This is a genomic window from Halorhodospira halophila SL1 (assembly GCF_000015585.1).
GTDB lineage: Bacteria > Pseudomonadota > Gammaproteobacteria > Nitrococcales > Halorhodospiraceae > Halorhodospira > Halorhodospira halophila.
The window spans coordinates 1,565,009-1,589,198 of the sequence record NC_008789.1; the positions used below are offsets into that span (position 1 = coordinate 1,565,009).

Annotated in this window: 20 protein-coding genes; 6 read left to right on the forward strand and 14 right to left on the reverse strand. The window is 67.4% G+C overall.

Translation table 11 applies throughout. From position 1 onward, the window contains the following. The first annotated feature begins 63 nt into the window (after positions 1 to 63). Entirely contained in the window at positions 64 to 789 is a 726-nt protein-coding gene (locus HHAL_RS07345; protein ID WP_011814241.1) for an HAD-IA family hydrolase, read from the forward strand. Here the strand turns inward: HHAL_RS07345 and dnaE are convergent. The 14 genes from dnaE to rpsB form a co-directional block, all read right to left on the reverse strand. Beyond that, positions 786 to 4,337 (reverse strand): DNA polymerase III subunit alpha, encoded by a 3,552-nt coding sequence (gene dnaE, locus HHAL_RS07350; RefSeq protein ID WP_011814242.1) that lies wholly within the window; start codon positions 4,335 to 4,337, stop codon positions 786 to 788. The two genes, HHAL_RS07345 and dnaE, sit on opposite strands and share 4 nt — an antisense overlap. A 63-nt stretch (positions 4,338 to 4,400) precedes the next feature. Then, the gene (locus tag HHAL_RS07355) at positions 4,401 to 4,988 is read right to left on the reverse strand and encodes a ribonuclease HII (protein WP_011814243.1); all 588 of its coding nucleotides are present in this window, start codon (positions 4,986 to 4,988) and stop codon (positions 4,401 to 4,403) included. Continuing rightward, positions 4,985 to 6,124 carry a lipid-A-disaccharide synthase gene (gene lpxB / locus HHAL_RS07360; RefSeq protein ID WP_011814244.1) on the reverse strand — a complete coding sequence of 380 codons (1,140 nt, stop codon included), beginning with the start codon at positions 6,122 to 6,124 and terminating at the stop codon, positions 4,985 to 4,987. Before lpxB ends, HHAL_RS07355 begins: the two co-directional genes overlap by 4 nt. A 33-nt stretch (positions 6,125 to 6,157) precedes the next feature. Continuing rightward, positions 6,158 to 6,934, reverse strand: a complete 777-nt coding sequence (lpxA, locus tag HHAL_RS07365; protein WP_011814245.1) for an acyl-ACP--UDP-N-acetylglucosamine O-acyltransferase — start codon at positions 6,932 to 6,934, stop codon at positions 6,158 to 6,160. After that, a complete protein-coding gene (fabZ, locus tag HHAL_RS07370; protein ID WP_041595097.1) occupies positions 6,931 to 7,392 on the reverse strand; it encodes a 3-hydroxyacyl-ACP dehydratase FabZ in 462 nt (153 codons plus the stop codon). The genes lpxA and fabZ overlap by 4 nt, the downstream gene beginning before the upstream one ends. Before the next feature lie 221 nt (positions 7,393 to 7,613). Next, complete coding sequence (gene bamA / locus HHAL_RS07375) at positions 7,614 to 9,956, reverse strand: outer membrane protein assembly factor BamA (RefSeq protein ID WP_011814247.1); 2,343 nt, start codon at positions 9,954 to 9,956, stop codon at positions 7,614 to 7,616. Positions 9,957 to 10,026: 70 nt separating this feature from the next. After that, positions 10,027 to 11,394, reverse strand: coding sequence for an RIP metalloprotease RseP (gene rseP / locus HHAL_RS07380; protein ID WP_011814248.1), 1,368 nt, complete (start codon positions 11,392 to 11,394; stop codon positions 10,027 to 10,029). A gap of 7 nt (positions 11,395 to 11,401) precedes the next feature. Beyond that, positions 11,402 to 12,574: a 1-deoxy-D-xylulose-5-phosphate reductoisomerase gene (locus tag HHAL_RS07385; protein ID WP_011814249.1), complete on the reverse strand. Its 1,173-nt coding sequence runs from the start codon at positions 12,572 to 12,574 to the stop codon at positions 11,402 to 11,404. Continuing rightward, entirely contained in the window at positions 12,574 to 13,398 is an 825-nt protein-coding gene (locus HHAL_RS07390) for a phosphatidate cytidylyltransferase (RefSeq protein ID WP_011814250.1), read from the reverse strand. Before HHAL_RS07390 ends, HHAL_RS07385 begins: the two co-directional genes overlap by 1 nt. Further along, entirely contained in the window at positions 13,391 to 14,170 is a 780-nt protein-coding gene (uppS, locus tag HHAL_RS07395; protein WP_011814251.1) for a polyprenyl diphosphate synthase, read from the reverse strand. Before uppS ends, HHAL_RS07390 begins: the two co-directional genes overlap by 8 nt. 9 nt (positions 14,171 to 14,179) lie before the next feature. Beyond that, positions 14,180 to 14,737 carry a ribosome recycling factor gene (gene frr / locus HHAL_RS07400; protein WP_011814252.1) on the reverse strand — a complete coding sequence of 186 codons (558 nt, stop codon included), beginning with the start codon at positions 14,735 to 14,737 and terminating at the stop codon, positions 14,180 to 14,182. Then, entirely contained in the window at positions 14,734 to 15,480 is a 747-nt protein-coding gene (pyrH, locus tag HHAL_RS07405) for a UMP kinase (protein ID WP_041595099.1), read from the reverse strand. Before pyrH ends, frr begins: the two co-directional genes overlap by 4 nt. A 76-nt stretch (positions 15,481 to 15,556) precedes the next feature. Then, on the reverse strand, positions 15,557 to 16,432 hold the full coding sequence (tsf, locus tag HHAL_RS07410; RefSeq protein WP_011814254.1) for a translation elongation factor Ts: 876 nt from the start codon (positions 16,430 to 16,432) through the stop codon (positions 15,557 to 15,559). Between the two features lie 14 nt (positions 16,433 to 16,446). Beyond that, on the reverse strand, positions 16,447 to 17,190 hold the full coding sequence (rpsB, locus tag HHAL_RS07415) for a 30S ribosomal protein S2 (protein WP_011814255.1): 744 nt from the start codon (positions 17,188 to 17,190) through the stop codon (positions 16,447 to 16,449). A gap of 277 nt (positions 17,191 to 17,467) precedes the next feature. Between rpsB and map the strand changes: the two genes are divergently transcribed. The 5 genes from map to dapE are packed head-to-tail and all read left to right on the forward strand — an operon-like array spanning position 17,468 to position 24,095. After that, on the forward strand, positions 17,468 to 18,235 hold the full coding sequence (gene map / locus HHAL_RS07420; RefSeq protein WP_041595100.1) for a type I methionyl aminopeptidase: 768 nt from the start codon (positions 17,468 to 17,470) through the stop codon (positions 18,233 to 18,235). A gap of 29 nt (positions 18,236 to 18,264) precedes the next feature. After that, positions 18,265 to 20,934: a [protein-PII] uridylyltransferase gene (glnD, locus tag HHAL_RS07425; RefSeq protein WP_011814257.1), complete on the forward strand. Its 2,670-nt coding sequence runs from the start codon at positions 18,265 to 18,267 to the stop codon at positions 20,932 to 20,934. Continuing rightward, complete coding sequence (gene dapC, locus HHAL_RS07430; protein WP_011814258.1) at positions 20,931 to 22,130, forward strand: succinyldiaminopimelate transaminase; 1,200 nt, start codon at positions 20,931 to 20,933, stop codon at positions 22,128 to 22,130. Before glnD ends, dapC begins: the two co-directional genes overlap by 4 nt. A gap of 10 nt (positions 22,131 to 22,140) precedes the next feature. Beyond that, entirely contained in the window at positions 22,141 to 22,962 is an 822-nt protein-coding gene (gene dapD, locus HHAL_RS07435) for a 2,3,4,5-tetrahydropyridine-2,6-dicarboxylate N-succinyltransferase (RefSeq protein ID WP_011814259.1), read from the forward strand. After that, positions 22,959 to 24,095 carry a succinyl-diaminopimelate desuccinylase gene (gene dapE, locus HHAL_RS07440; protein WP_011814260.1) on the forward strand — a complete coding sequence of 379 codons (1,137 nt, stop codon included), beginning with the start codon at positions 22,959 to 22,961 and terminating at the stop codon, positions 24,093 to 24,095. Before dapD ends, dapE begins: the two co-directional genes overlap by 4 nt. The last annotated feature ends 95 nt before the right edge of the window (positions 24,096 to 24,190 follow it).

A 24,190-nucleotide genomic window follows, 5' to 3' on the forward strand; every position in this document is an offset into this window, starting at 1 on the left:
AGAACCCTAAGATGATAACGCTGGCGCCGCCACGGACCCGACACCCTGGAGACCGGAAACCACATGCAAGCGCTGCTCTTTGATGTCGACGGCACCCTGGCCGATACCGAGGGGGCGGGCCATCTACCGGCATTCAACGCCGCCTTCGAGGCCTTCGGCCTACCGCACCGTTGGGATGAGAACACCTACCGCCGCCTACTCAACGCCGTCCCCGGAGGCCGGGAGCGGCTCGGCGACGCCCTGAGCCAACAGCCGCCTCCCGCCGGGCACGGGGACATCGACGCGCTGGCGCGGCAACTACACGAGACCAAGAATCGCTTCTATGCCGAGCGTCTGCGCACCGGGTGCATACCACCCCGCCCCGGCATCGAGCGGATCATCGCCGAGGCCCGGCAACGCGACATCCGCCTCGCCGTGGTCACAACCAGCGCCCGCGCCAACGTCGAGGCCTTGTTCAACGGTGTACTGCCCGCCCCGCTCCAATCGGTCTTCGAGGTGTACATCTGTGGGGACGACGTAGCCGCCAAGAAGCCCGACCCCGAGGCCTATCTGGCGGCGCTGCGGTCGCTCCGGCTTCCGGCCCGCGCCGCCCTGGCCGTGGAAGACTCAGTCAATGGGCTGCGCGCTGCGCGTGCGGCGGGCATCCCCACCCTGATCACCCACAACCTCTGGACCCGGGACGACGACTTCACCGGGGCCGCGGCAGTCATCGACGACCTGGACCATGGCCCCGAGGGCGTCCCCATGGGAATCGACGACCTGATCGCCGTCCACAGTATGGGCGCTTAGCGGGGGTACTCGACCCCGACCCGTCCGTCGACCACGGCCTCGAGCCGCTTGATCAGCTCATCGCTGGGCGTCACCGTCCAGTTGCGACCGAAGACGACCCGCCCGCGGGCCCGCGGATGACGGTAATCGACGTGGACCGGGCTGTCCCCGGCGTGGCTGCTGAGCAACTGGCGCAGTTGCGGCACCAGCCCGTTGGCAGCGTGCGCTGCGCTCACCGGGATCACCAACCGTCCGGCCGCCCGTTCCCGTGCCTGGGCAATGTCCAGCACCTCCTCCCCGGTGATCCGGTAGCCGCCGCTGAAGTCGTCGTAATCCAGCGTTCCGCGAACCACCAGTAGCGCGTCCTTCTCCAAGGCGTGGCGATTCTTGCTGAACGCCTCCGGGAACAGCACCACCTCGATCCGGCCGGTCCGGTCGTCCAGAGTCAGGGTCGCCAGGCGGCCCCCGGTGGAAGTGCTCCGCACGCGCAACGCCACCACCAGCCCGGCAGCCGTCACCGACCGCCCCCGACCGCCGTTCCCATCCCCGCCACTACCGCCGGCGCCGCTGGCCAGACGTTGCAAGCGATCGGTGGCCAGGTAAGGGAGTTCGTGCTCGTAGCGGTCGATCGGGTGGCCGGTGAGAAAGAGGCCGAGGGTGGCCTTCTCGGCGGCCAGGCGCTCCTCCTCGGGCCACTCGGGCTCCTCGGCGACTTCCTCCCCGGCCCCGCCTGGGGCGATCACCGCCTCGGCGGGACCACCGAACAGGTCGGTCTGCCCGGCCGCCTGATCCCGCGTCACCTGCTCGGCAGCAGCCAGCGCGGCCGGGATCTGCGCCATCCCGGTGGCGCGGTTGGGGACCAGACTGTCGAGGCTCCCGGAACGGCACAGGGCCTCCAGCACCCGGCGGTTGGCGCGCCCGGTGTCCACCCGCCGGCACAGGTCGAAGACATCGCCGAAGGGGCCATGGGCATCGCGCTCGCCGAGCACCGCATCGAGCGCCGACTCCCCGACCCCCTTGATGGCCCCCAGACCGTAGACGATGGTCCGCTCGTCCACCGCCCGGAACGGCTTGTCACTGCGATTGACATCCGGCGGCAGCACCTCGAGCCCCATGGCCCGGGCCTCGTCGAGAAAGATCACCACCTTGTCGGTGTTGTCCATGTCCGAGGACAGCACCGAGGCCATGAACGGCGCGGGAAAGTGGCACTTGAGCCACGCCGTCTGATAGGAGAGCAGCGCATAGGCCGCCGAGTGCGACTTGTTGAAGCCGTAGCCGGCGAACTTCTCCATCAGGTCGAAGATGCCGGTGGCGTGACCCTCGGAGAGGCCGCGGGCCTGGGCCCCCTCGAGGAATTTGGCCCGTTGTTTGGCCATCTCCTCGGGCTTCTTCTTGCCCATGGCGCGGCGAAGCAGGTCCGCCTCCCCCAGGCTGTAGCCAGCGAGGACCTGGGCAATCCGCTGCACCTGCTCCTGGTAGAGGATGACGCCGTAGGTGGGCTGGAGCACCGGCATCAGATCCGGGTGGTGCAGTTCCCGGGTCGGGTAGCCGGCCACCGCCGAGCGGCCGTGCTTGCGCTCGACAAAGTCATCCACCATACCCGACTGCAGCGGCCCGGGCCGGAACAGCGCCACCAGGGCGACGATATCCTCGAAGCTGTCGGGCTGGAGCCGCTTGATCAGCTCCTTCATGCCGCGGGATTCCAGCTGGAAGACGGCGGTCGTGGCGCAGCGCTTGAGCAGATCGAAGGTGGCACTGTCATCCAGCGGGATCCCGTCGATATCCAGCGCCCGCTCACCGCGCTGCTCGAGGATGCGATTCACCGCCTGCACGGTCCAGTCGATGATGGTCAGCGTGCGCAGACCGAGGAAGTCGAACTTGACCAGGCCCACCGCCTCGACGTCGTCCTTGTCGAAGTGGGTGGCCACCTTCCAGGCTTCGGCGTCTTCGCGCTCCTCCGGATCCCGGTAGAGGGGCGAGAAATCGGTCAGATCCGTGGGGGCGATCACCACACCGCCGGCGTGCTTACCGACGTTGCGCGCCATCCCCTCGAGGCTGCGCGCGGTATCGATCAACTCGCGGATGTTCTCGTCGTTGTCGTACTCGGCGCGCAGGTCCTCTTCCTGCTCCAACGCCTTATCCAGCGTCATGCCGATCTCGAAGGGGATCAGCTTGGCGATCCGGTCCATGTAACCGAAGGCGTGACCGTAGACGCGCCCCACGTCGCGGACCACGGCCCGCGCCGCCATGGTGCCGTGGGTCGCGATCTGTGAGACCTTCTCGGCGCCGTAACGATCCGAGACGTACTCGATGACCTCGTCGCGGCGCTCCATGCAGAAGTCCACGTCGAAGTCGGGCATGGACACCCGCTCGGGGTTCAAGAAACGCTCGAAGAGCAGATCGTAGCGCAGGGGATCGAGGTTGGTGATCCCCAAGGCGTAGGCGACCAGTGAGCCCGCCCCGGAACCGCGCCCCGGCCCCACCGGGATGTGGTTATCCCGCGCCCAGCGAATGAAGTCAGCCACAATGAGGAAGTACCCCGGGAACCCCATCTGCTCAATGACCGCCAGCTCGTGATCGAGCCGCCGATGATAGGTCGCCTCCACCTCGTCGGCGTCTTCATCCTCCGCCAGACCGCGCTGCTCGAGCCGCTGTGTCAGGCCACGCTCGGACTCGGCGCGCAGGAACGAGGCGACCGTGTGCCCCTCGGGGACCGGAAAGTCCGGGAGGTAGTTGGTGTCGAGCTCCAGGTCGACGCTGCAGCGCTCGGCAATGCGGACGCTAGTCTCTAGCGCCTCCGGCAGGTCGGAGAAACGCTCAGCCATGTCCGCCGCATCAGCGAAGTACTGCTGCTCGGTGTAGTGGCGCGGCCGGTTGGGATCGTCCAGCGTGCGCCCCTGATGGATACAGACGCGCACCTCGTGGGCGTCGTAGTCTTCCGGACGCATGAAGCGGACATCGTTGGTCGCCACCACCGGTAGATCCTCGTCGGCAGCCAATGCGACGGCGGCGTGCAGGTGGCGCTCGTCCCCCGGCCGTCCCAGCCGGTGGAGCTCCAGATAGAAGCCGTCCTCGCCGAAAGTCCGGCGGTGTTCCTCGGCGTATCGCCGGGCGGTGGCCTCGTCACCGCGCAACAGGGCCTGGCCGATATCGCCCTGGGCGCCGCCGGAGAGGGCCAACAGCCCGCCAGCATCCGCCTGCAGCCACTCCCGCCGGATCACCGGGATGTCGCCGCAGGCGCCCTCGCGATAGGCCCGGCTGAGCAGGCGCGACAGCGCCCGGTAGCCACCGCGATCCCGGCACAGCAGCGTCAGCCGGGCGTAGCCAAACTCCACGGTGTCGTCCGCCAGCCACACATCGCCACCGATGATCGGCTTGACCCCGGCAGCCAGCGCCGCGCGGTAGAACTTGACCATCCCGAACAGGTTCGACTGATCGGTGATGGCCACCGCGGGCATACCGGCCTCGCGCGCCGCCGACACCGCCTCGTTGATTCGGACGATGCCGTCGACCAGCGAGAACTCGCTGTGCAAGCGCAGGTGGACGAAGGGCGGAGGGTCTTCACTCATGGTCGCGTCAGGATATCAGGGTGGCGGTCGGGAACGAGTCCGGTGGATCGAGCGCTGCGGCGCTCAGCCACCGAGCAGCCGGCGTACCGGTGCAAAACTGCGCCGGTGCATCGGGCACGGACCGAGCTCCTCAAGGGCCCGACGATGTTCGGCCGTGCCGTACCCTTTGTGCCGCCCAAAACCGTACCCCGGGTAGGCTTCGTCAAGCAGCACCATCTCGGCGTCACGCAGGGTCTTGGCCAGGATCGAGGCTGCGGAGATGGCCGGCTCCAGCGCATCCCCACCCACTACGGGTCGCGCCGGGGCGGGCAGATCGTCCGGGATCTCTCGACCATCCACCAGCACCTCGGCGATCGGGCTGGTCTCGGCCACCACGGCCACCGCCCGGGCCATGGCCAGGAAGGTGGCACGACGAATATTCAAGGCATCGATCTCGGTAACATCGGCCCGCCCTACCCCCCAGGCCACGGCCTCGCTACGGATCAGCGCTGCAGCGCGCTCGCGGCTCCGCGCGGAAAGCCGTTTGGAGTCGGTAACCCCGGCGATCGGTTCCGCCAGGACCACCGCCGCGGCAACCACCGGCCCTGCCCAGGGTCCGCGTCCGGCCTCGTCAACGCCCACCACCCCCCATGCACCGCGCGAGGGGGTCACTGCAGCACCTCGAGAACCGCCTCCGCCGCCCGCGCATCGGCGCCCCGGGCCAGCGTCTCGTGGAGGTGGCGAAAACGGCCCACCAGCTGCAGGCGGGCGGGGGCGTCGTCGAGCCAGTACGCCGCTGCCTCAGCAAGGATCTGCGGATCGACGTCAGACTGGAAGTACTCCGGCACCAGCGGTTCGCCCGCCAGCAGATTGGGCTGCGACACCCAGGGCACGCGGATCAGGCGGCGAATGATCTGGTAGCTCAGCGGCGACAGACGATAGGCCACCACCATGGGCCGTTTGGCCAGCATGACCTCCAGGGTTGCCGTCCCCGAGGCGGTCAATGCCACATCCGCCGCCGTGACCGCCGTGGCTGTATCGCCTTCGAGTAGACGGGTCCGCAGGCGGATATCGTGACGGGCCACCGCTGCCTCGATCCGCTCGCGCAACCGCGGTGCAGCGACGGGGATGACGAAATCCGGCGCATCCGGCCGTTGCGCCAGCAGCGCCGCGGCGCCCAGGAAGGGCTCCAGCAGGCGATCGATCTCGCTGCTCCGGCTGCCGGGGAGCAACGCCACCACCGTGGCGTCCTCGGCCAGGCCCAGCGTCCGGCGCGCTGCCCCGGTATCGGGCTGCATCGGGTAGCGGTCGGCGGCCGGATGGCCGACACACACGGCATCCACGCCGCTTTCGGCGTAGAACTTCTCCTCGAAGGGGTAAAGGGTCAGCATCCGGTCCACCGACTGCCGGACCCCCTTGACCCGCCCGGGACGCCAGGCCCAGATCGTTGGGCTGACGTAGTGGACGGTGGGGATGCCGGCGGCGCGCAAGCGCCGCTCCAGACCCAGATTGAAGTCGGGCAGATCGACGCCGATGAAGCAGTCCGGCGGGGCCTCGCGCCACCGCCTGGCGAGATCGGCACGCAGCCGCAGCAGCCCCGGCAGATGCCGGACGATCTCGGTCACGCCCATCAGCGAGAGCCGCTCCATGGGGACCAGGGACTCGAGCCCCTCGGCTGCCATGGCCGGCCCGCCGATGCCCTCGAACTGCACACCGGGCGACCGGCGACGGAGCTCGCGCATCAGCCCGGCGCCGAGGACATCGCCGGAGAGCTCACCGGCGAGGATCGCCACCCTGGGACTGGCCATGATCAGACCCCCCTACGCCGGCGGATGGTGGCCTCAGCGCAACAGGCCGCGCTGACTGTTGTCGATGAAATCGACCATGCCCTGCACGTCCGCGGAGTGACTGAGCTGCTGACACAACGCCTCGCGGGCGTCGTCAAGCCGAAGACCCTGGCGGTAGATCGTGCGGTAGGCACGCTTGATATCCCGAATACGCTCCCGCGAGAAGCCGTGCCGACGCAGCCCGACCGAGTTGATGCCGTGGGGGACAGCCATCTGCCCGGAGACCGTGACGAACGGCGGCACGTCCCGGTTGATGCCGCTGCCGAACCCGCAGAAGGCGTAGGGGCCGATGCGGCAGAACTGGTGAACCAACGCGAAGCCGCCCAGGGTTGCGTGATCGCCGACGTCCACGTGTCCAGCCAGCGAGGCGGAGTTGGCGAACAGCAGGTGATTGCCCAGGCGGCAATCGTGGGCGATGTGGCAGTAGGCCATCAGCCAGTTGTGATCCCCGATCCGGGTCTCGCCCCGCCCCTGAGCGGTACCGCGGTGGCAGGTAACAAACTCGCGGATGGTGTTGCCGTCACCGATCACCAGCTCGGTGGGTTCCCCCTGGTACCCCTTGTGCTGGGGGGCCTCACCGAGCGCAGCGAATTGATAGATCCGATTGTCCCGACCGATGCGGGTCGGGCCCTGAATAACCGCGTGGGGGCCGATCCAGGTCCCCTCGTCGATCTCCACATCCGGACCGATGACGCTGAACGGCCCCACCTCGACCTCTTCACCGAGGCGAGCCTTGGGATCGACCAGGGCGTTCGGGTGGATTCGCGTCAAACCGTACGCACCGTGCAGCGGATCTCGCACTCGGCAGCCAGCTCACCGTCGACGCTGCCACGGGCCTCGAAGATCCAGATGCCCCGCGTCACCCGGCGCACCGAGACGTCGTGGCGGAGCTGATCCCCGGGCTGAACCGGGCGCTTGAAGCGCGCCTTATCGATCCCCACCAGATAGAGAACGTCGTTGTCGGTCAGCGTATCCTGGACGCTCTTGAACGCGAGCATGCCGCAGGCCTGGGCCAGCGATTCAAGGATCAGAACGCCGGGCATCACCGGTTTCTGCGGGAAATGGCCGACGAAGAACGGCTCGTTGATGGTGACATTCTTGATGCTGGCCAGATGCTCGTGGGGCTGGAAATCGAGCACCCGGTCGATCAGCAGCAGCGGATACCGGTGCGGCAGCAGGTTCATGATGCCTTCGATGTCCGTTGCGCCTTGCGCGTCACGCTCGCTCACGCTGTCTCCTCCGTCTTCAGATCCGGTCACACCGGGGCGTACCGCCCCTCGCCCTCCGTCCGCCCGACTCACCTGCCGCTCCGGCAGGCTGCCCGCGCCCGCGGACGGAGCTACAAGCGGCAGAGCTTAACACACCCGGCCCCCGGTTGAGACGCGTCCCCAACGACCCGGCGGGGCGGCGGACGGCCGTCGGCCGCCCTGCGCGCCTTGCCGTGGCAGCCCTAGAATTCCGTCCCGAGCGAGAACTGGAAGGTCTCGGTCTCGTCGTCCCCCGTGTCGTTCAGCGGTTCGGCCAGACTGAAGGTCAGCGGCCCCACCGGCGACATCCAGATCAGCGAGACACCGGCCGCGGCCCGCAGCTCGCTCAGGTCCACCCGATCCAGACCATCCGGAATGATCTCTCTGTCGAACTCGTACTCATCCAGGCGGGTGTTGAAGACCTGCCCGGCATCGACGAAGGCCGCCATGCGCACCGACTGCGACTCCGGCGTGGGCGGGAAAATGACCTGCGCCTTGGTGAGTACGCGGGCGTTGCCGCCGATCGGGTCCCTGCCCTCCTCGCGCGGTCCGAGGTAGTTGCCACGGTAGCCGCGCACCGTGCGCACGCCGCCGGCGTAGTAGTTCTCGAAGAACGGCAGCGAGCTGGAATCGCCGTACCCGTCGCCGTAGGAGACCTGGCCCTCCACGGAGAAGGTGGTGCGGTCGCCGAGCCAGCGCAGCGGCCAGTAGCGGCGGTTCTCGTAGGTCAGCTTGTAGAACTCCAGATCATCGCCGGGGATCGTCCCCTCCAGGGACAGCCGCTGCCGGCCGCCGGCGGTGGGAAACACCCCGCGGTCTCGGGTATCCCGGTTCCAGGACAGGCGCGGCTTGACCATGGTGAAACGATCGTCGCCCTGGTCCGAGAGATACTCCCTGATCCAGTCCGGTGTATCGCTGCGCGTATCGATACCGATGCGCTCCAGGCGCAGCCGCGCCGCCAGTCGATCCACCTCCGTGAACGGCACGCTGTACTCCACCGAGCCGTGCCCCGAGGTCAGGTCGTAGTCTGCCAGGTCGGCCCGGCGGGAGCGGGTCTCGCGGTAGCCGGCGGACAGGGTCTGGGAGACGCCCTCTTGGGTGTGGTAGCGGTCCGTATACGAGACGTTGTAGATGGTGGAGACACTGGAGTTGTTCACCGTCATGCTCAGCCGGTCGCCGGTGCCGAGCAGGTTGTCCTGTGAGACGGAGAAGTTGACCAGCAACCCCTGGACATCGCCGTAACCGACGCCGGCCTGCAGCTGTCCCGTCATCCGTTCCTGGACACTGACGTCCACATCCACCCGGTCGTCCTCCCCCGGCACCCGGGGGGTTTCGACGTTGACGAAGTCGAAGAACCCGAGCCGATTGAGCCGCGTCTGCGAGCGCTCCAGCGCCTCACTGGACAGCGGGGCCCCCTCGAGCTGGCGCATCTCCCGCCGGATGACCTCGTCTTGGGTGCGCTGGTTGCCGGTGATGTTGATCCGCCGCACATAGACCCGCGCACCGGGATCCACCACATAAGTCAGGTCGACAACCTGCTCCTCCTCGTCCACCCGGGGGCGGACGTTGACATTGCTGAAGGCGTAGCCCTCCTCGGCCAGCCGGGACCGAATGGCCGAGGAGCCGGCGTTCACGCGACTGCGCGAGTAGAGCTCGCCCGGCTCCAGGGCGATCAGCTCGCGCAGCTCCTCCGGAGGCACGACCAGATGCCCCTGGACGTCAATACTGCCGATCTCGTACTGCTCGCCCTCGGCGACGTTCACGGCGACGTGGACGTCGCGCCGATCGGGGCTGATGGAGACCTGGGTGGAGGTGACCGCGAAATTCAGGAACCCGCGGTCCAGATAGTGCCCGCGCAGGCTCTCGAGGTCGTTGGCGAGCAGATCGCGAGCATAGCGGTGCCGCTGCGACCACGGCGCCCACCAGCGCCGGGCCTGCTGCTCGAACACGCCGCGCAGTTCGCGGTCGGAGTACGCCTCGTTACCGGTCAAGTGGATCTCGCGGATCTCGGCGACGGGGCCCTCTTCGATATCGATGCGGATCGCCACCCGGTTGCGCTCGAGCGGGGAGACGGTGCTCTCGACGGAGACGTCGTACTTGCCCTGGGCAAAGTACTGCTGACGCAGCTCCCGCTCGATCTCGGCCAGCTGCGCACGGTTGAACACCTGGCCCTCGGCCATACCGGCGCTGCGCAGGGCTTCGCGCAGGTCTTCGGTGCGGATCTGCTCATTGCCCTCGAACTGGAGTCGGGCGATCGACGGCCGCTCCTGCACCCGCACCACTAGCTCATCGCCGTCCCGAGCCAGCTCGACGTCACGGAAGAAGCCGGAGCGGTAGAGTTCACGGATCGCCCCCGCCACCTCGCCGCTCCCCACGCGGTCACCGGGCTCGATGGGCAGGTAGCTGAAGACCGTGCCCTCGTCGATCCGCTCCAGTCCTTCGACCCGGATCTGCTCGGCGACGAAGGAATCCGCCGTGGCCGTAGCGACCGTAGCCGCGCCGAGCAGCAGCGCGACGACCGTATTGCGCCCCCAGCGTCGGATCAAAGCGCCCCCTTTTCTACCGTGTGCCGCATCGGGCCGGCTCCGTATCTGCCACGTGTCGTCGCCGCCGGGCTTACCCGCCAAGCAAGCGCTCAAAATCGTTGTAAAAGGCCAGCGCCATCAGTCCGAGCAGGATCACGATCCCCACCTGCTGCCCGATCAGTTGGGTCCGCTCGGATACCGGCTTGCCGCGGATCGCCTCGGTGAGGAAGTAGAGCAGATGACCACCGTCGAGGATCGGGATCGGCAACAGGTTGATGATGCCCAGACTGATGCTGATCACCGCCAGGAAGGTGAGGAACGGTACCACACCCATGGAGGCGGTATCCCCAGCGAACTGGCCGATGGTCACCGGGCCGCCGATGTTCTTCAGCGATGCCTCGCCCATCACCATCCGCGCGAGCACCTTGACCGTCACCACGGTGGTATCCCAGGTGCGCTCGGCCCCGTAGACCACGCCACCCAGCGGCCCGTAACGGACCTCGCGCTCCATGCGCTCCTGATACCCCTCGGGGATGGCCGGCCCGACACCGAGCATGCCGACCTCGGCATCGCCCCGCTGCTGCGCCCCCAGGGTGAGCGTCATCTCGCGGACCTCGCCATCCCGCTCGTAGGTCAGGGTTACCTCCTCGTTGGCGCGCGGCTCGACGCGTTCGACCAGTTCCAGCCACGAGTCGATCGGATCGCCGTCGATGGCGCGGATGCGGTCGCCTTCACGCAACCCCGCCTGACCAGCGGCACCGTCCTCAGCCAGGCGACCGACGGTGGCGGGCAGATCGGGCGTGTAGGCACGCAGGCCGATGACCCCGAGGATATCGGTGGTGTCTTTCAGCTTCGGTTCGGAGCGGAGATCCAGGGTGCGCGAGAATTCATTGCCCGCCTCGTCGCGCACGGTGACCGGGACATCCTCCCGATGGAACCCGGCGTTCATTAGCCCCATGGCGACCCGTTGCCAGGTGGGGGTATCGCGGCTGTCGATAGCGACGATCTCCTCGCCGCGCTCGAACCCGGCCATCTCGGCGGGGGTATCCGCGATCGGCTCATCGACAATCGGCCGCAGCTCGACAATCCCGAGCACTGCCACCAGCCAGTAGGCAACCACCGCAAAGAGGAAGTTGGCTGCCGGCCCCGCGACCACGATGGCCGTGCGCTGTCCCAGGGGGCGATTGTTGAAGGCCCGGTGGCGCTCGGCGGGGTCTACTTCGCCCTCGCGCTCGTCGAGCATCTGCACGTAGCCACCGAGCGGGATGGCCGATAGGCAGTACTCGATGTGATCGGGGCCGCGCCCACGCCAACTGAGCAACGGCCGACCAAACCCCACCGAGAAGCGGCGCACCCGTACGTTACACCAGCGGGCCACGAAGAAATGGCCCGCCTCGTGAACGGTCACCAAGATGGCGATGGCGACCAGGAAGGCGATGACGCTCCAGACGATCATCATAGTCGAGTCAGTCCGCGATGCGCCGCACGGCCTCCTCGGCCACACGGCGGGCCTGCGCATCGATGGCGCGGGCCGAATCCAGATCCTTCGGCGGCGGAGGGGTCTCCGCTGCCAGGGCGTCCTCGATCACAGGTGCAATGCGGTCGAAACGAAGACGCCCGTCGAGGAAGGCGTCCACCGCAATCTCATTGGCCGCATTGAGTACGGCGCACGCGCCGTCGCCGGTACGCAGGGCCTGATAGGCCAGTCGGAGGCAGGGGAAGCGGCGCTCGTCCACTGCTTCGAAGTCGAGGCGCCCTGCGGCCGCCAGATCCACCAGATCCACACCCGAGGCGATCCGCTCGGGATACCCCATGGCGTAGGAGATCGGCACTCGCATGTCCGGCGACCCGACCTGCGCCAAATAGGAACCGTCGCGATAGCCCACCAGCGCATGCACCAAGCTCTGTCGATGAATGACCACATCGACGCGCTGAGGTTCCAGGTCAAAGAGATGGCAGGCCTCGATCACCTCAAGGCCCTTGTTCATCATGGTGGCTGAATCGACGGAGATCTTGCGGCCCATGGACCAGTTCGGATGGGCTACGGCCTCCTCGGGGGTCACGGCGGCCAGGGTGTCGGGATCCCGATCGCGGAACGGGCCACCGGATGCCGTCAGCACGATGCGCTCCACCCCCGCCGTGGCGTCGGTGCCGGTCGGCAGCCCCTGGAATACGGCGTTGTGCTCACTGTCCACCGGGACGATCTGCGCCCCATGGCGCTGCGCCGTCTCCATGAACAGGGCACCGGCGACGACCAGCGTCTCCTTGTTGGCCAGGAGAATCCGCTTGCCGGCCCGGCAGGCCGCCAGGGACGAGGCCAGCCCCGCCGCCCCGACCACGGCCGTGACCACTGCATCCACGTCGGCGTCCGCCGCCAGCGCGGCCACGCCCTCTTCGCCCGCGGAGACCTCGATGTGCTCCAGGCCTTCGGCCTGAAGCCGATCGCGCAACTGCGCCGCCGCCTGCTCATCGGCCAGCGCGGCTCGGCTGGGGCGGTGCGCACGGCAGATCCGCAGCAACCCTTCCCAATCGCGCCCTGCAGCCACGGCCCGAACCTCGAAACGTTCGGGGTGCCTGATTGCCACATCCAGGGTGCTCGTACCAATGGACCCCGTGGCCCCGAGTACTGCCAGCCGCATCACATTCCGCTCTGCCACCACGCTAACCCCGCTGCTAGAACCGGCGCCGCCGCGGTCAGACTGTCGATACGGTCAAGGATCCCGCCGTGCCCCGGCAGGATTCCGCCACTGTCCTTCACGCCGCGTTGACGCTTGAGCATACTTTCAAAGAGATCCCCCACCACTGAGGCGACGATCACCGCCACCGTCAGCAGCGCAAGAGCCACCACGCCGGGGGCCTGAGGCTGAAGCAGGAGCACCAATGCTCCGCCACCCAGCAGCGCGGCCAGACCGCCTCCCACAGCCCCCTCCCAGCTCTTGCCGGGGCTGATGCATGGGGCTAGCCGGCGACGCCCCCAGGCCCGCCCGGCGAAGTAGGCACCGGTATCTGCGCCCCAGACCAGGACCAGCAGGAAGGTGTGCCAGAAGGGACCCCAGGGGGTACTACCGTGCAGATACACCAGGGCCAGCCAGCAGGGCCAGAGCACTAGCCAACCCACCACGGCGGACACCAGCGGTGATGGGGCAGCCAGCTCACGCCGGGTATACAGCACCAGCCAGCACAGGGCCACAAGCCACAAGGCAGCCACCGCGTAGAGGATGCCGCTAACCGCCGGAACGGCCTGCAGCAACCACCACCCGGGCAGCAGCGTCATGGCAAAGCCACCGACCAGGGCCACCCGGCGGCCGTGATCCTGTACGCCGATCAGTGTGGTCCACTCCCAGGCCGCAAGGGCCGCGACCCCCCCCAGCGCCAACGCCAGCACCGGGGTAGGCAACAACCAGATTGCGGCAAGAAGCAGCGGCCCCAGCGCCAGCGCGGTCAGCACCCGTGCCTTAAGCATGGCGCACCGACTTCAGCGGATAGGAGGTGACCGCACCGAATCGACGATCCCGCGCGGCATAGTCTTCGATGGCGCGGGCCAACCCCTCGGTACCGAAGTCCGGCCACAGGGTCTCGGCAAAGTGGAGCTCGGTATAGGCCATCTGCCAGAGCAGGAAGTTGGAGATGCGCCGCTCGCCCCCGGTGCGGATGAACAGATCGGGATCGACGACATCCGGAAGGGACAGCGCGCCGCGGAAGGCGTCCTCATCGATGGACTGCGGATCGACCTCGCCCCGAGCCGCCGACGCGGCCAAACGGCGGGCGGCCTCAGCGATCTCCCAGCGCCCGCCGTAGCTGGTCGCGACGATCAGCTGCAGTCCGGTGTTCTCCGCGGTAAGCGCCTCGGCATCGGTCAGCCGCCGCTGCAGACCTGCTTCGAACTGAGTCCGGTCGCCGATGAAGCTCAGGCGCACATCGTTCTCGTGGAGCCGTTGCAGCTCCTGATCCAGGGTGGTCCGGAACAGCTGCATCAGCACGCGGACCTCGCCCCGCGGACGGCGCCAGTTCTCGCTGCTGAAGGCGAACAGCGTCAGCGCCTCCAGCTCAAGGCGGCCACACGCCTCCACCACCTCGCGAACCGAGCGCGCCCCGGCACGGTGGCCGGCGTAGCGCGGCTGCCCTTGCCGCTGTGCCCAGCGCCCGTTGCCATCCATGACGATGGCGATATGGCGCGGCAACTCGACACCGGCTAGCCGCTCACTGATCTGGGCTGGCCCATTCGTATCCGCCATACGACCCGCTCAGACCTCCATGAGCTCGCGTTCTTTCTCCTCGAGCAGGTCGTCGACTTGCGCCACATACCGGTCGGTGAGCTTCTGGATGGCCTCCTGGGCGCGGCGCTCCTCGTCCTCGGTGATGTCCTTGCCCTTGGCGAGGTCCTTAAGGTCCGAATTGGCATCCCGGCGGACGTTGCGGATGGCGACACGGGCCTGCTCGGCCTCGTTCTTGACCAAGCGGACCATCTCCTTGCGGCGGTCTTCGGTCAGTGAGGGCAGCGGCACCCGGATGACCTGCCCGGCCGAGACTGGACTCAGCCCCAGGTTCGAGGCCATGATCGCCTTCTCAATGGCAGGCACCATGTGCTTCTCGAAGGGTGTAACGGCCAGCGTACGCGAATCCTCCACGCTGACATTGGCCGCCTGCTTGATGGGCACCTCCATGCCGTAATACTCGACATTGACCTGGTCAAGCAGGCTGGTGTGGGCGCGCCCGGTGCGCAGCCGAGCCAGGTCGTGCTTGAGGCTCTCGACGGCCTTGGCCATCCGGCGATCGGCGTCTTCCTGGATATCTTCGATCACGATGATTCCTCCTGGGCGCTGGGCAGGCCCGGATCGACCACGGTACCCACCGGCTCGCCACGGGCCGCGGCAACCATGGTACCCGGGCTGGTGATATCAAAGACCATGATGCGCATCGCTTGATCGCGGCACAGAACGATGGCGGTCGCGTCCATGACCTCCAGGCGCTTACTCAGTACCTCATCGTAGGTGAGCTGCTGATAGCGCTTCGCCTCGGGGTCGCGGACCGGATCGGAGCTGTAGACCCCGTCGACCTTGGTCCCCTTGAGCAGCAGTTCGGCCCCGACCTCCACGGCGCGCAGGCTGGCGGCAGAGTCGGTGGTGAAGAAGGGGTTGCCGGTACCGGCGGCGAAGATCACCACCCGGCCTTTCTCCAGGTGGCGGACCGCCCGGCGGCGGATGTAGTCCTCGCAGACCTGATTGATCTTGATCGCTGACATGACGCGGCAGAAGACGCTCCGCCGCTCGAGGGCATCCTGGATGGCCAGGGCGTTCATCACGGTGGCCAGCATGCCCATATGGTCGGCGGTGACCCGGTCCATGCCCGAGGCGGCCAGACCGGCCCCGCGGAAGATATTGCCGCCACCAATGACCACCGCCACCTCGACCCCCATGGCGTTGATCTCGGCCAGTTCGTCGGCAATGCGATCGAGCGTATTGGCGGCGATCCCGTATTGTCCGTCGCCCAGCAGCGCCTCGCCGCTGAGCTTGAGCAGTATCCGGCGATAGTGCGGCACCGTCATGACTCCGGCCTTTTAGTGAGCGGGCGCGGTGCCCGGGCCACCCGGGCACCGCCGTTGCTGGTAACGCCGCCCGGGCTCAGGAGTCGCGGACTTGCGCCATCACCTCGTCAGCGAAGCTCTCGTCTTTCTTCTCCTTGCCTTCGCCGACCTCGTAGCGCGCGAAACGGGTCACTTCCGCGCCCTTGGCCTTGAGCAGGTCCCCGACCGTCTGATCCGGGTCCTTGACGAAGGGTTGGCCGAGCAGCGTGATCTCGCTCAGGTGTTTCTTGAGCCGGCCTTCGACCATCTTCTCGACGATCTCTTCCGGCTTGCCGCTCTCGCGGGCCTGCGCAAGCAGCACTTCCTTCTCGGAGGACAGCTGATCCGCAGGCACGTCATCGGGGCTGACGCAGACCGGCGAGGAGGCCGCGATGTGCATCGCCAGGTCCCGCCCGAGCTGTTCATCGCCGCCCTGGACCTCGACCATAACGCCGATCCGGGCACCGTGCAGGTACTGAGCCACCTGATGGTCCCCAGCGTAGCGGATGAAACGGCGCACCTCGATGTTCTCGCCAAGTTGGGCGACCATCTCCTGGCGCAGGGTCTCCACCGACTTGCCATCGACCTCGCTAGCCAACAGGCTGTCCAGGTCCTCGACCTTGGAATCCAGGGCGCGCTGGGCCACGGACTCGGCGAAGGCCCGGAACTCGTCCCCGTTGCCGACAAAGTCGGTCTCGGAGTTAACCTCCACAAGCACGCCCGACTTACCGTCTTCGGAACGGGCCGCCACGACGCGGCCCTCGGCAGCGACGCGATCGGCCTTCTTGTCGGCCTTGGCCAGGCCCTTCTTGCGCATGAGCTCGGCGGCGGCCTCGAGGTCACCGTCCACCTCCACCAGCGCCTTCTTGCACTCCATCATGCCGGAGCCGGTGCGCTCACGGAGCTGCTTGACCAGGTTTGCAGATACGGACATCTGTGCTTGCCCCCTCAGGATGCGGTGTCGTTGATCTCGACGAAGTCGTCCTTGCCGGCAGCAGCGGCGTGACTCGACGCCTGCTTCGCCTCGATTACGGCATCGGCGATGCCGCTGACGTAGAGCTCGATAGCCCGGATCGCATCGTCGTTACCGGGGATGACGTAATCGACCTCCCGGGGCGAGCAATTGGTATCGACAACCCCGATAACCGGAATGCCGAGCTTCTTCGCCTCGGAGATGGCGATGTGCTCATAGCCCACGTCGACGACGAACATGGCGTCGGGCAGACGCTCCATGTTCTTGATGCCGGAGAGGCTGCGATCGAGCTTCTCCCGCTCGCGGCTGAGCGCCAGGGCCTCACGCTTGGTCACCTTATCGAAGGTGCCATCCTCGGCCTGGGTTTCCAGGTCCTTGAGGCGCGCGATGGAGTGCTTGACGGTGCGGAAGTTGGTCATCATGCCACCGAGCCAGCGGTGATCAACGTAGGGCATCCCGCAGCGCGCCGCATGCTCGCGGACCAGCTCCCGGGCCGGGCGCTTGGTCCCGACGAAGAGGATCTTGCCGCCATTGCTCGCCAGGCGCCCGGCGAAGTTCAGGGCATCCTTGTAGAGGGGCAGCGTCTTTTCGAGGTTGATGATGTGGATCTTGTTGCGCTCACCGAAGATATAGGGGCGCATCTTGGGATCCCAGAAGCGGGTCTGGTGCCCAAAGTGCACACCCGCCTCCAGCATCTGACGCATGGAAACGTCGGCCATGTCGGATCTCCTTGGATCGGGTTGAGCCTCCATACGCCCGCATCCGACAACCCGATTGCTGCGCAGCCGCCGGGCACCCGGTCGAATGTGTCGGCGTATGTGTGGATTCAGTGGTTCAGTCAGTACGCTGCGGTGATTACACGCAGCAGCGCGGTTTATACCACTATCGACAGCCGGTTACAAGAACGAAATGGCACGCTCGAGGGGCGCCGGCGAGCGCGTCCGGCGAACGCCCGCGGGGCGCCGAGGGCGAGTTGGACGTGTTAGAATGGGGCGCATGTCTGTACCCATCAAAACCGCCAAAGAGATCGAGGGCATGCGCCGCGCCGGAAGGATGGCGGCAAGCGTGCTAGATAGGATCGCCCCCCACGTGGAGCCCGGAGTCACCACCGAGCACCTCGACGCGCTTTGCCACCGCTACATCACTGAAGAGCTCGGGGCTACGCCGGCGCCGCTGAATTATCGCGGTTTCCCCAAAGCCACCTGCACTTCGGTCAATCACGTGGTCTGCCACGGGATCCCGGGGCCGAAAAAACTGAAAAAAGGCGACATCCTCAATATCGACGTCACGGTGATCGACCCAGAGGGCTGGCACGGCGATACCAGCCGGATGTTCTACGTCGGCGAGCCGAGCATCCTGGCCCGGCGCCTGGTCGAAACCACCCGGGACTGCCTGTGGTGCGGCATCGAACAGGTCCGCCCGGGGGCAACCCTGGGGGACATCGGCTACGCCGTGCAACGCCACGCCGAGGAGCATAACTTCTCGGTGGTGCGGGAGTACTGCGGCCACGGCATCGGGCAGAGCTTCCACGAAGAACCCCAGGTGCTCCACTACGGCCAGCCAGGCACCGGCATGCGCCTTGAGCCCGGCATGACCTTCACCATTGAGCCGATGATCAACGCCGGCCGACCGGCCACCAAGCTGTTACGGGATCAATGGACGGTGGTGACCAAGGATCGCAGCCTCTCGGCTCAGTGGGAGCACACCCTGCTGGTCACCGAGGACGGCTACGAGATCCTGACGCCGGCGCCGGACGGACGCTGACCCAACGGCCAATCGACAGGAGCGCCGCCATGCCCGTTACGGCCTGCCCCGCCCTGGAGCCCGACGCACTGGTCCGGGCGCTGGAGGCGGGCGAGCCGCTGGTTCCCACGCTGCGCCGTGCCCTGCAACAGGCTGATCAGGCCCTTGCTGCACGATTCCGGGCGGGGACGAGCGCCGCCGAGCTGGTCCCCGAGCGCGCGGCCACCATGGATGAAGTGGTCAAGCAGCTGTGGCGAAGCAGCCTGGGCGGCGACGAGCCACAAGGGTGTGCCCTGCTGGCGGTAGGCGGCTACGGGCGTGGCGAGCTGCATCCCGGTTCGGATATTGACGTCCTGGTGCTGGTCGACCCCGAGCACCGAGATGCCCTCGCCCCACTCCTGGAGGCGTTCATCGCCGGACTGTGGGACCTCGGGCTGGAGGTGGGCCACAGCGTGCGCAGCGTGGATGAGTGCATCGCTGCCGCCGCGGATGATATCACCATCGCCACCAACCTGATGGAGTCGCGCCAGCTCTGCGGCACCCCTGATCTCGGCCAGGCATTGCGACAGGCCTTGACGGCAAATCGGATCTGGCCGAGTCCGGCCTTTTTCGAGGCCAAGCTGGCCGAACAGCAGGCCCGCCACGCCAAATTCCACGACACGGCTTACAACCTGGAGCCGAATATCAAGTCGAGCCCGGGCGGGCTGCGCGATATCCAGATGGTGGGCTGGGTAGCCAAGCGCCACTTCGGGGCGGAGCACCTGCACGAACGGGTCGCCGGAGGGTTCCTCACCGAAGCCGAGTACCAAGCCCTGCACGCTGGCCAGTGTTTCCTCTGGGATGTGCGGTTCGGCCTGCACCTGATCGCCGGCCGACGCGAGGACCGACTGCTCTTCGATCACCAGGTCGGCCTGGCGGAGCTGTTCGGCTACGTGGATGACGACCAAACCCTGGCCGTCGAACAGTTCATGCAGCGTTACTTCCGGACCGCCATGGACATCTCCCGCCTCAACGAGATGCTCCTGCAACACTTTCAGGAGGCCATCCTGTATACGAGTTCGGGGGCTGAGCCGACACCGATCAACCGGCGCTTCCAGATCCGTCGCGACTTCCTGGAGGTCACCGACCCCTCGGTCTTTCGGCGTTACCCTTTCGCCCTGCTGGAGGTCTTTCTGATCCTGCAGCAGCACCCGCAGCTCAAGGGGGTCCGTGCCTCGACCATCCGGCTCATCCGCCAGCACCGAACGCTGATCGATGAGAGCTTTCGGCGTGATCTGCGGTGCCGCAGCCTGTTTATGGAGATCCTCCGGCAACCCCAGGGGATCACCCACGCCCTGCGCCGCATGCACCGCTACGGCGTCCTCGGGCGGTACATCCCGGCCTTCGGGCGTATCAGCGGACGCATGCAGTACGACCTGTTCCACGTCTACACCGTTGACTCCCACACCCTGTTCGTGGTCCGCAACCTGCGCCGCATGGCCCTCGCGGAGCACCGCACGGAACTCCCCTTAGCCCACGACATCATGCAGCAGCTCCCCAAGCCCGAGCTGCTCTTCTTGGCCGCCCTGTTCCACGATATCGCCAAGGGGCGCGGCGGCGACCACTCCGAACTCGGGGCCGGCGATGCCTACGAATTCTGCATCCAGCATGGGCTCGGGGCCTACGACGCCCGCCTGGTGGCCTGGCTGGTGCGCCACCATCTGGATATGTCGGTCACTGCACAGCGCAAGGATCTCTCCGACCCGGCAGTGATCACCGATTTCGCCCGCACCATGGGCGACCAGCTCCATCTGGACTACCTCTATCTGCTCACCGTCGCCGACATTCGGGCGACCAACCCAGACCTCTGGAACGCCTGGCGCGCAGCGCTGCTCAATGAGCTCTACGTGCTGGCACGGGCCGCCATCCGCCGCGGCCTCAGCAAGCCGCTGGACAAGCGCGAGCTGATCCGCGATACCCAGCGGGATGCGCGGCGGATCCTGCGCCAGCGGGGCTACGGACCGGGGCGCATCCGGGGCGTCTGGCGCCAACTGCCAGAAGACTATTTCCTGCGCCATAGCGCCGAGGAGATCGCCTGGCATACCGAGGCCATCGCCGAGACCGCACCGGCACAATTGCCGCTGGTCCTCGCCGCCAGCCAGGAGACCGGGGGGGGCGCGCGGATCTTCCTCTACGCCCCCGACAGCCGCGACCTCTTCGCCCGCTGCGTGTGGGCCCTGGACCGGCTCGGACTGAGCATCCAGGATGCCCGGGTGATCACCACCGACGGCGGCTTTACCCTGGATAGCTATCGGGTGCTCGAACAACACGGCGCGCCGCCGAGTGAAGAGCAACGACTTGAGGAGGTCCGCCAGGCGCTAGCGGCAGCCGCCGCCGAGCAGGGGCCGCCACCGGCCCCGGTGGCGCGCCATATCCCGCGACAGCTCCAGCACTTCCGGACCGAGACCCAGATCCACTTCACAGACGACCCGGATAACCACCGCACGGTGGTGGAGCTGATCACCGCCGACCGTCCCGGGCTCTTGGCCCGCGTGGGGAAGGCCTTCTCGGGGTGCGGGGTGCGGGTCAAGAACGCCAAGATCGCCACCATGGGAGAACGGGCCGAGGACGTGTTTTTCATCACCGATGACCAGGGCCAGCCATTGCGTCTCCCGGTGCAGTACCGCTGCGTACGCGAGGCCCTGTATGAGCTTCTCGACGAGGAGGCCACCAACGCATGAATCGCGGTCTCTCCGAGCTGCAGCCCTACCCCTTCGAGCGCATGGAGCGGCTCCTGACCGGGCGCCGAGCGGGGCCTGCCGCCCCGATCCGCCTAGGCATTGGTGAGCCCCAGGACCCGCCTCCCGAGTTGCTCACCCGGGTGCTCCGGGACAACCTGGATCAGGTGGCTCGCTATCCGGCCACCCGGGGCCTGGAGTCACTGCGTGAGGCGATCGCCGGATGGCTGCGCCGCAGATACCGCCTCCCCGAGGCGGCGATCAACCCGGATGAGCATGTGCTGCCGGTGGCGGGCACCCGCGAGGCGCTGTTCGCCATCGCCCAGACCGTCATTGGCCGGGGGCGGCCCTATGTGGCGATGCCCAACCCCTTCTATCAGATCTACGAGGGCGCGGCGCTGCTCAGCGGTGCCCGCCCGCTCTACCTGCCGATTGAGCCCGGCAGTGGCCTGCCCGATCTCGACGCCATCGAGCCCAGGACCTGGCAACGGGTGCAACTGCTTTACCTCAACAGCCCGGCCAACCCGACCGGCGCCGTAGCCGACTCCGATTACTACCGGCGCGTTCTGGAGCTGTGCGATCGCTACGGCTTCATCATCGCCGCCGACGAGTGTTATAGCGAGATCTACGCCGATGAGGCCAATCCCCCGCCCGGTCTATTACAAGTCTGCCAGGCCGAGGGGCGCGCGGATTTCCATCGGTGCCTGGTCTTCCACAGCCTCTCCAAGCGCTCCAACGCCCCTGGCCTGCGCTCCGGGTTCGTGGCCGGGGATCCCGGCCTGATTCACGCCTTTCTGCGCTACCGCACCTACCAGGGCTGCGCCCTGCCCCTGCACGTTCAGGCTGCCAGCGCCGCAGCCTGGAGGGATGAAGCGCACGTCATCGAGAATCGGGCACGCTATCGCGAGCGCTACGAGGAGGTGTGTACCATCCTCGCCGAAGCACTCGACGAGGTAGCCCCGCCGCCGGCGACCTTCTACCTCTGGCCACGTACGCCCATCGACGACCAGACTTTCACCCGCCGGCTGTGGGAGGAGGAGAACGTCACGGTGTTGCCGGGCAGCTTCCTCTCCCGCCCCGGTGGCGACGGCACGCCCCCCGGCGCGGGACGCATACGCATGGCGCTGGTTCCGGATCTAGCCACCTGCATCGAGGCGGCAGAGCGGATCCGGCGGTTTGTCCATCGAAACTTCCAATAGGGAGCCCAGCATGGCTGCACAGATCCAGAAGGTGATCGATGAGGCGTTTGAGCAACGCGCCCAACTCAACCCGAACGAAGCCCCGGCCGAGATCCGAGAGGCGGTCGAGGAAGCCCTGCGGCGCCTGGATAGCGGCCAGGCCCGGGTGGCCGAGCCGGGCGCCGACGGCTGGCAGGTCAACGAGTGGCTGAAGAAGGCCGTCCTGCTCTCGTTCCGCCTCAACGACAATCGCCTGATGCGCGGCGGCGTCACCAACTTCTTCGACAAGGTGCCGATGAAGTTTGCGGGCTGGGGCGAGGACGCCCTGCGCGAATCCGGTGTGCGCGTGGTGCCGCCGGCCGCCGCACGGCGGGGCAGCTACATCGCGCCGGGGGTGGTGCTGATGCCCTCCTACGTGAACATCGGCGCCTACGTCGACGAAGGGACCATGGTCGACACCTGGGCCACGGTGGGTTCCTGCGCCCAGATCGGCAAGAACGTCCACCTCTCCGGGGGCGTGGGGATCGGCGGGGTGCTCGAGCCGCTGCAGGCCAACCCGACCATCATCGAGGACGATTGCTTCATCGGCGCCCGCTCGGAGATCGTTGAGGGCGTGACCGTCGGCCGAGGCGCAGTGATCTCCATGGGCGTCTATGTCGGTCAGAGCACCAAGATCTACGACCGCACCACCGGCGAGGTCCACTTCGGACATGTACCGGAGGGGGCGGTGGTCGTTCCCGGCAATCTCCCGGCCGCCGACGGCAGCCACAGCCTTTACTGCGCGGTGATCATCAAGTACGCCGACGAAAAGACCCGCGCCAAGGTCGGTATCAACGAGCTGCTGCGCCCATGAGCGCCACGCTCGAGCTCGCCCGGGAGCTGATCCAGCGCCCGTCGGTAACTCCCGAGGACGCCGGATGCCAGACCCTCGTCGCCGAGCGCCTGGCCGCGGCCGGGTTCGGCGCCGAGTGGCTGAACGCCGCCGGGGTCACCAACCTGTGGGCGCAGCGCGGCACCGAGCGCCCCCTGTTCTGCTTTCTCGGCCACACCGACGTGGTCCCCAGCGGTCCAGAGTCGGCCTGGCAACACCCGCCGTTCCAGCCCATCGTCGAGAACGGCTGTCTCTATGGCCGAGGCGCGGCCGACATGAAGGGCAGTGTGGCGGCCTTCGTCGCTGCGGTGGAGCGCTTCGTCGCCCGCCACCCGGACCACGCGGGCGCCATCGCCGTGCTGCTGACCAGCGACGAGGAAGGCCCCGCGGTGGATGGCACCCGACGCGTGGTCGAGACCCTGGCAGCGCGGGGGGCGGCCATCGACTACTGCCTGGTGGGCGAACCCAGCAGCCAGGCACGGCTCGGCGACGAGTACAAGGTCGGCCGCCGCGGGTCCCTAACGGGGCACCTCACCGTGCACGGCGAACAGGGGCACGTCGCCTACCCGCACCAGGCGGACAATCCCATCCACGCGTTCGCCCCGGCACTCCAGGAGCTGGTCGCCACCGAGTGGGACCAGGGCGATGCCGACTTCCCGCCGACGAGCTTCCAGATCTCCAACATCCAGGCGGGCACCGGCGCCGACAACGTCATCCCCGGAGCCATGGAGGTCGTGTTCAACCTGCGCTACGCCCCGGCGGTCTCCGCCGAGGAGCTTCAGGAACGGATCGAATCCATCCTGCACCGTCACGGGGTGCACCACACCCTGCACTGGCGGCACTCCGGCGCCCCCTTCGCCACCCGCGAGGGCGCACTCATCGATGCCGTTGAACAGGCAGTCACAGCGCACACCGGGCAGTGTCCACGACGATCGACCTCCGGCGGCACCTCCGATGGCCGTTTCATGGGTCCGACCGGGGCGCAGGTGGTCGAGCTTGGTCCGCTGAACGCCACCATCCACAAGGCCAACGAGCACGTCGCGGTCGCCGACCTGGAGGCCCTGGAGGCGATCTACTTCGACATCCTGCAGCACCTGCTGGCCCCGGCCGACTGAGCTGCATGCGGGGAGGCGGCCCTGGCTGATTTGATGCGCCCGGGCAACCGGATTAGATTGGAACGCTGACCGGAGCGACGGCACCCGACTGGCCC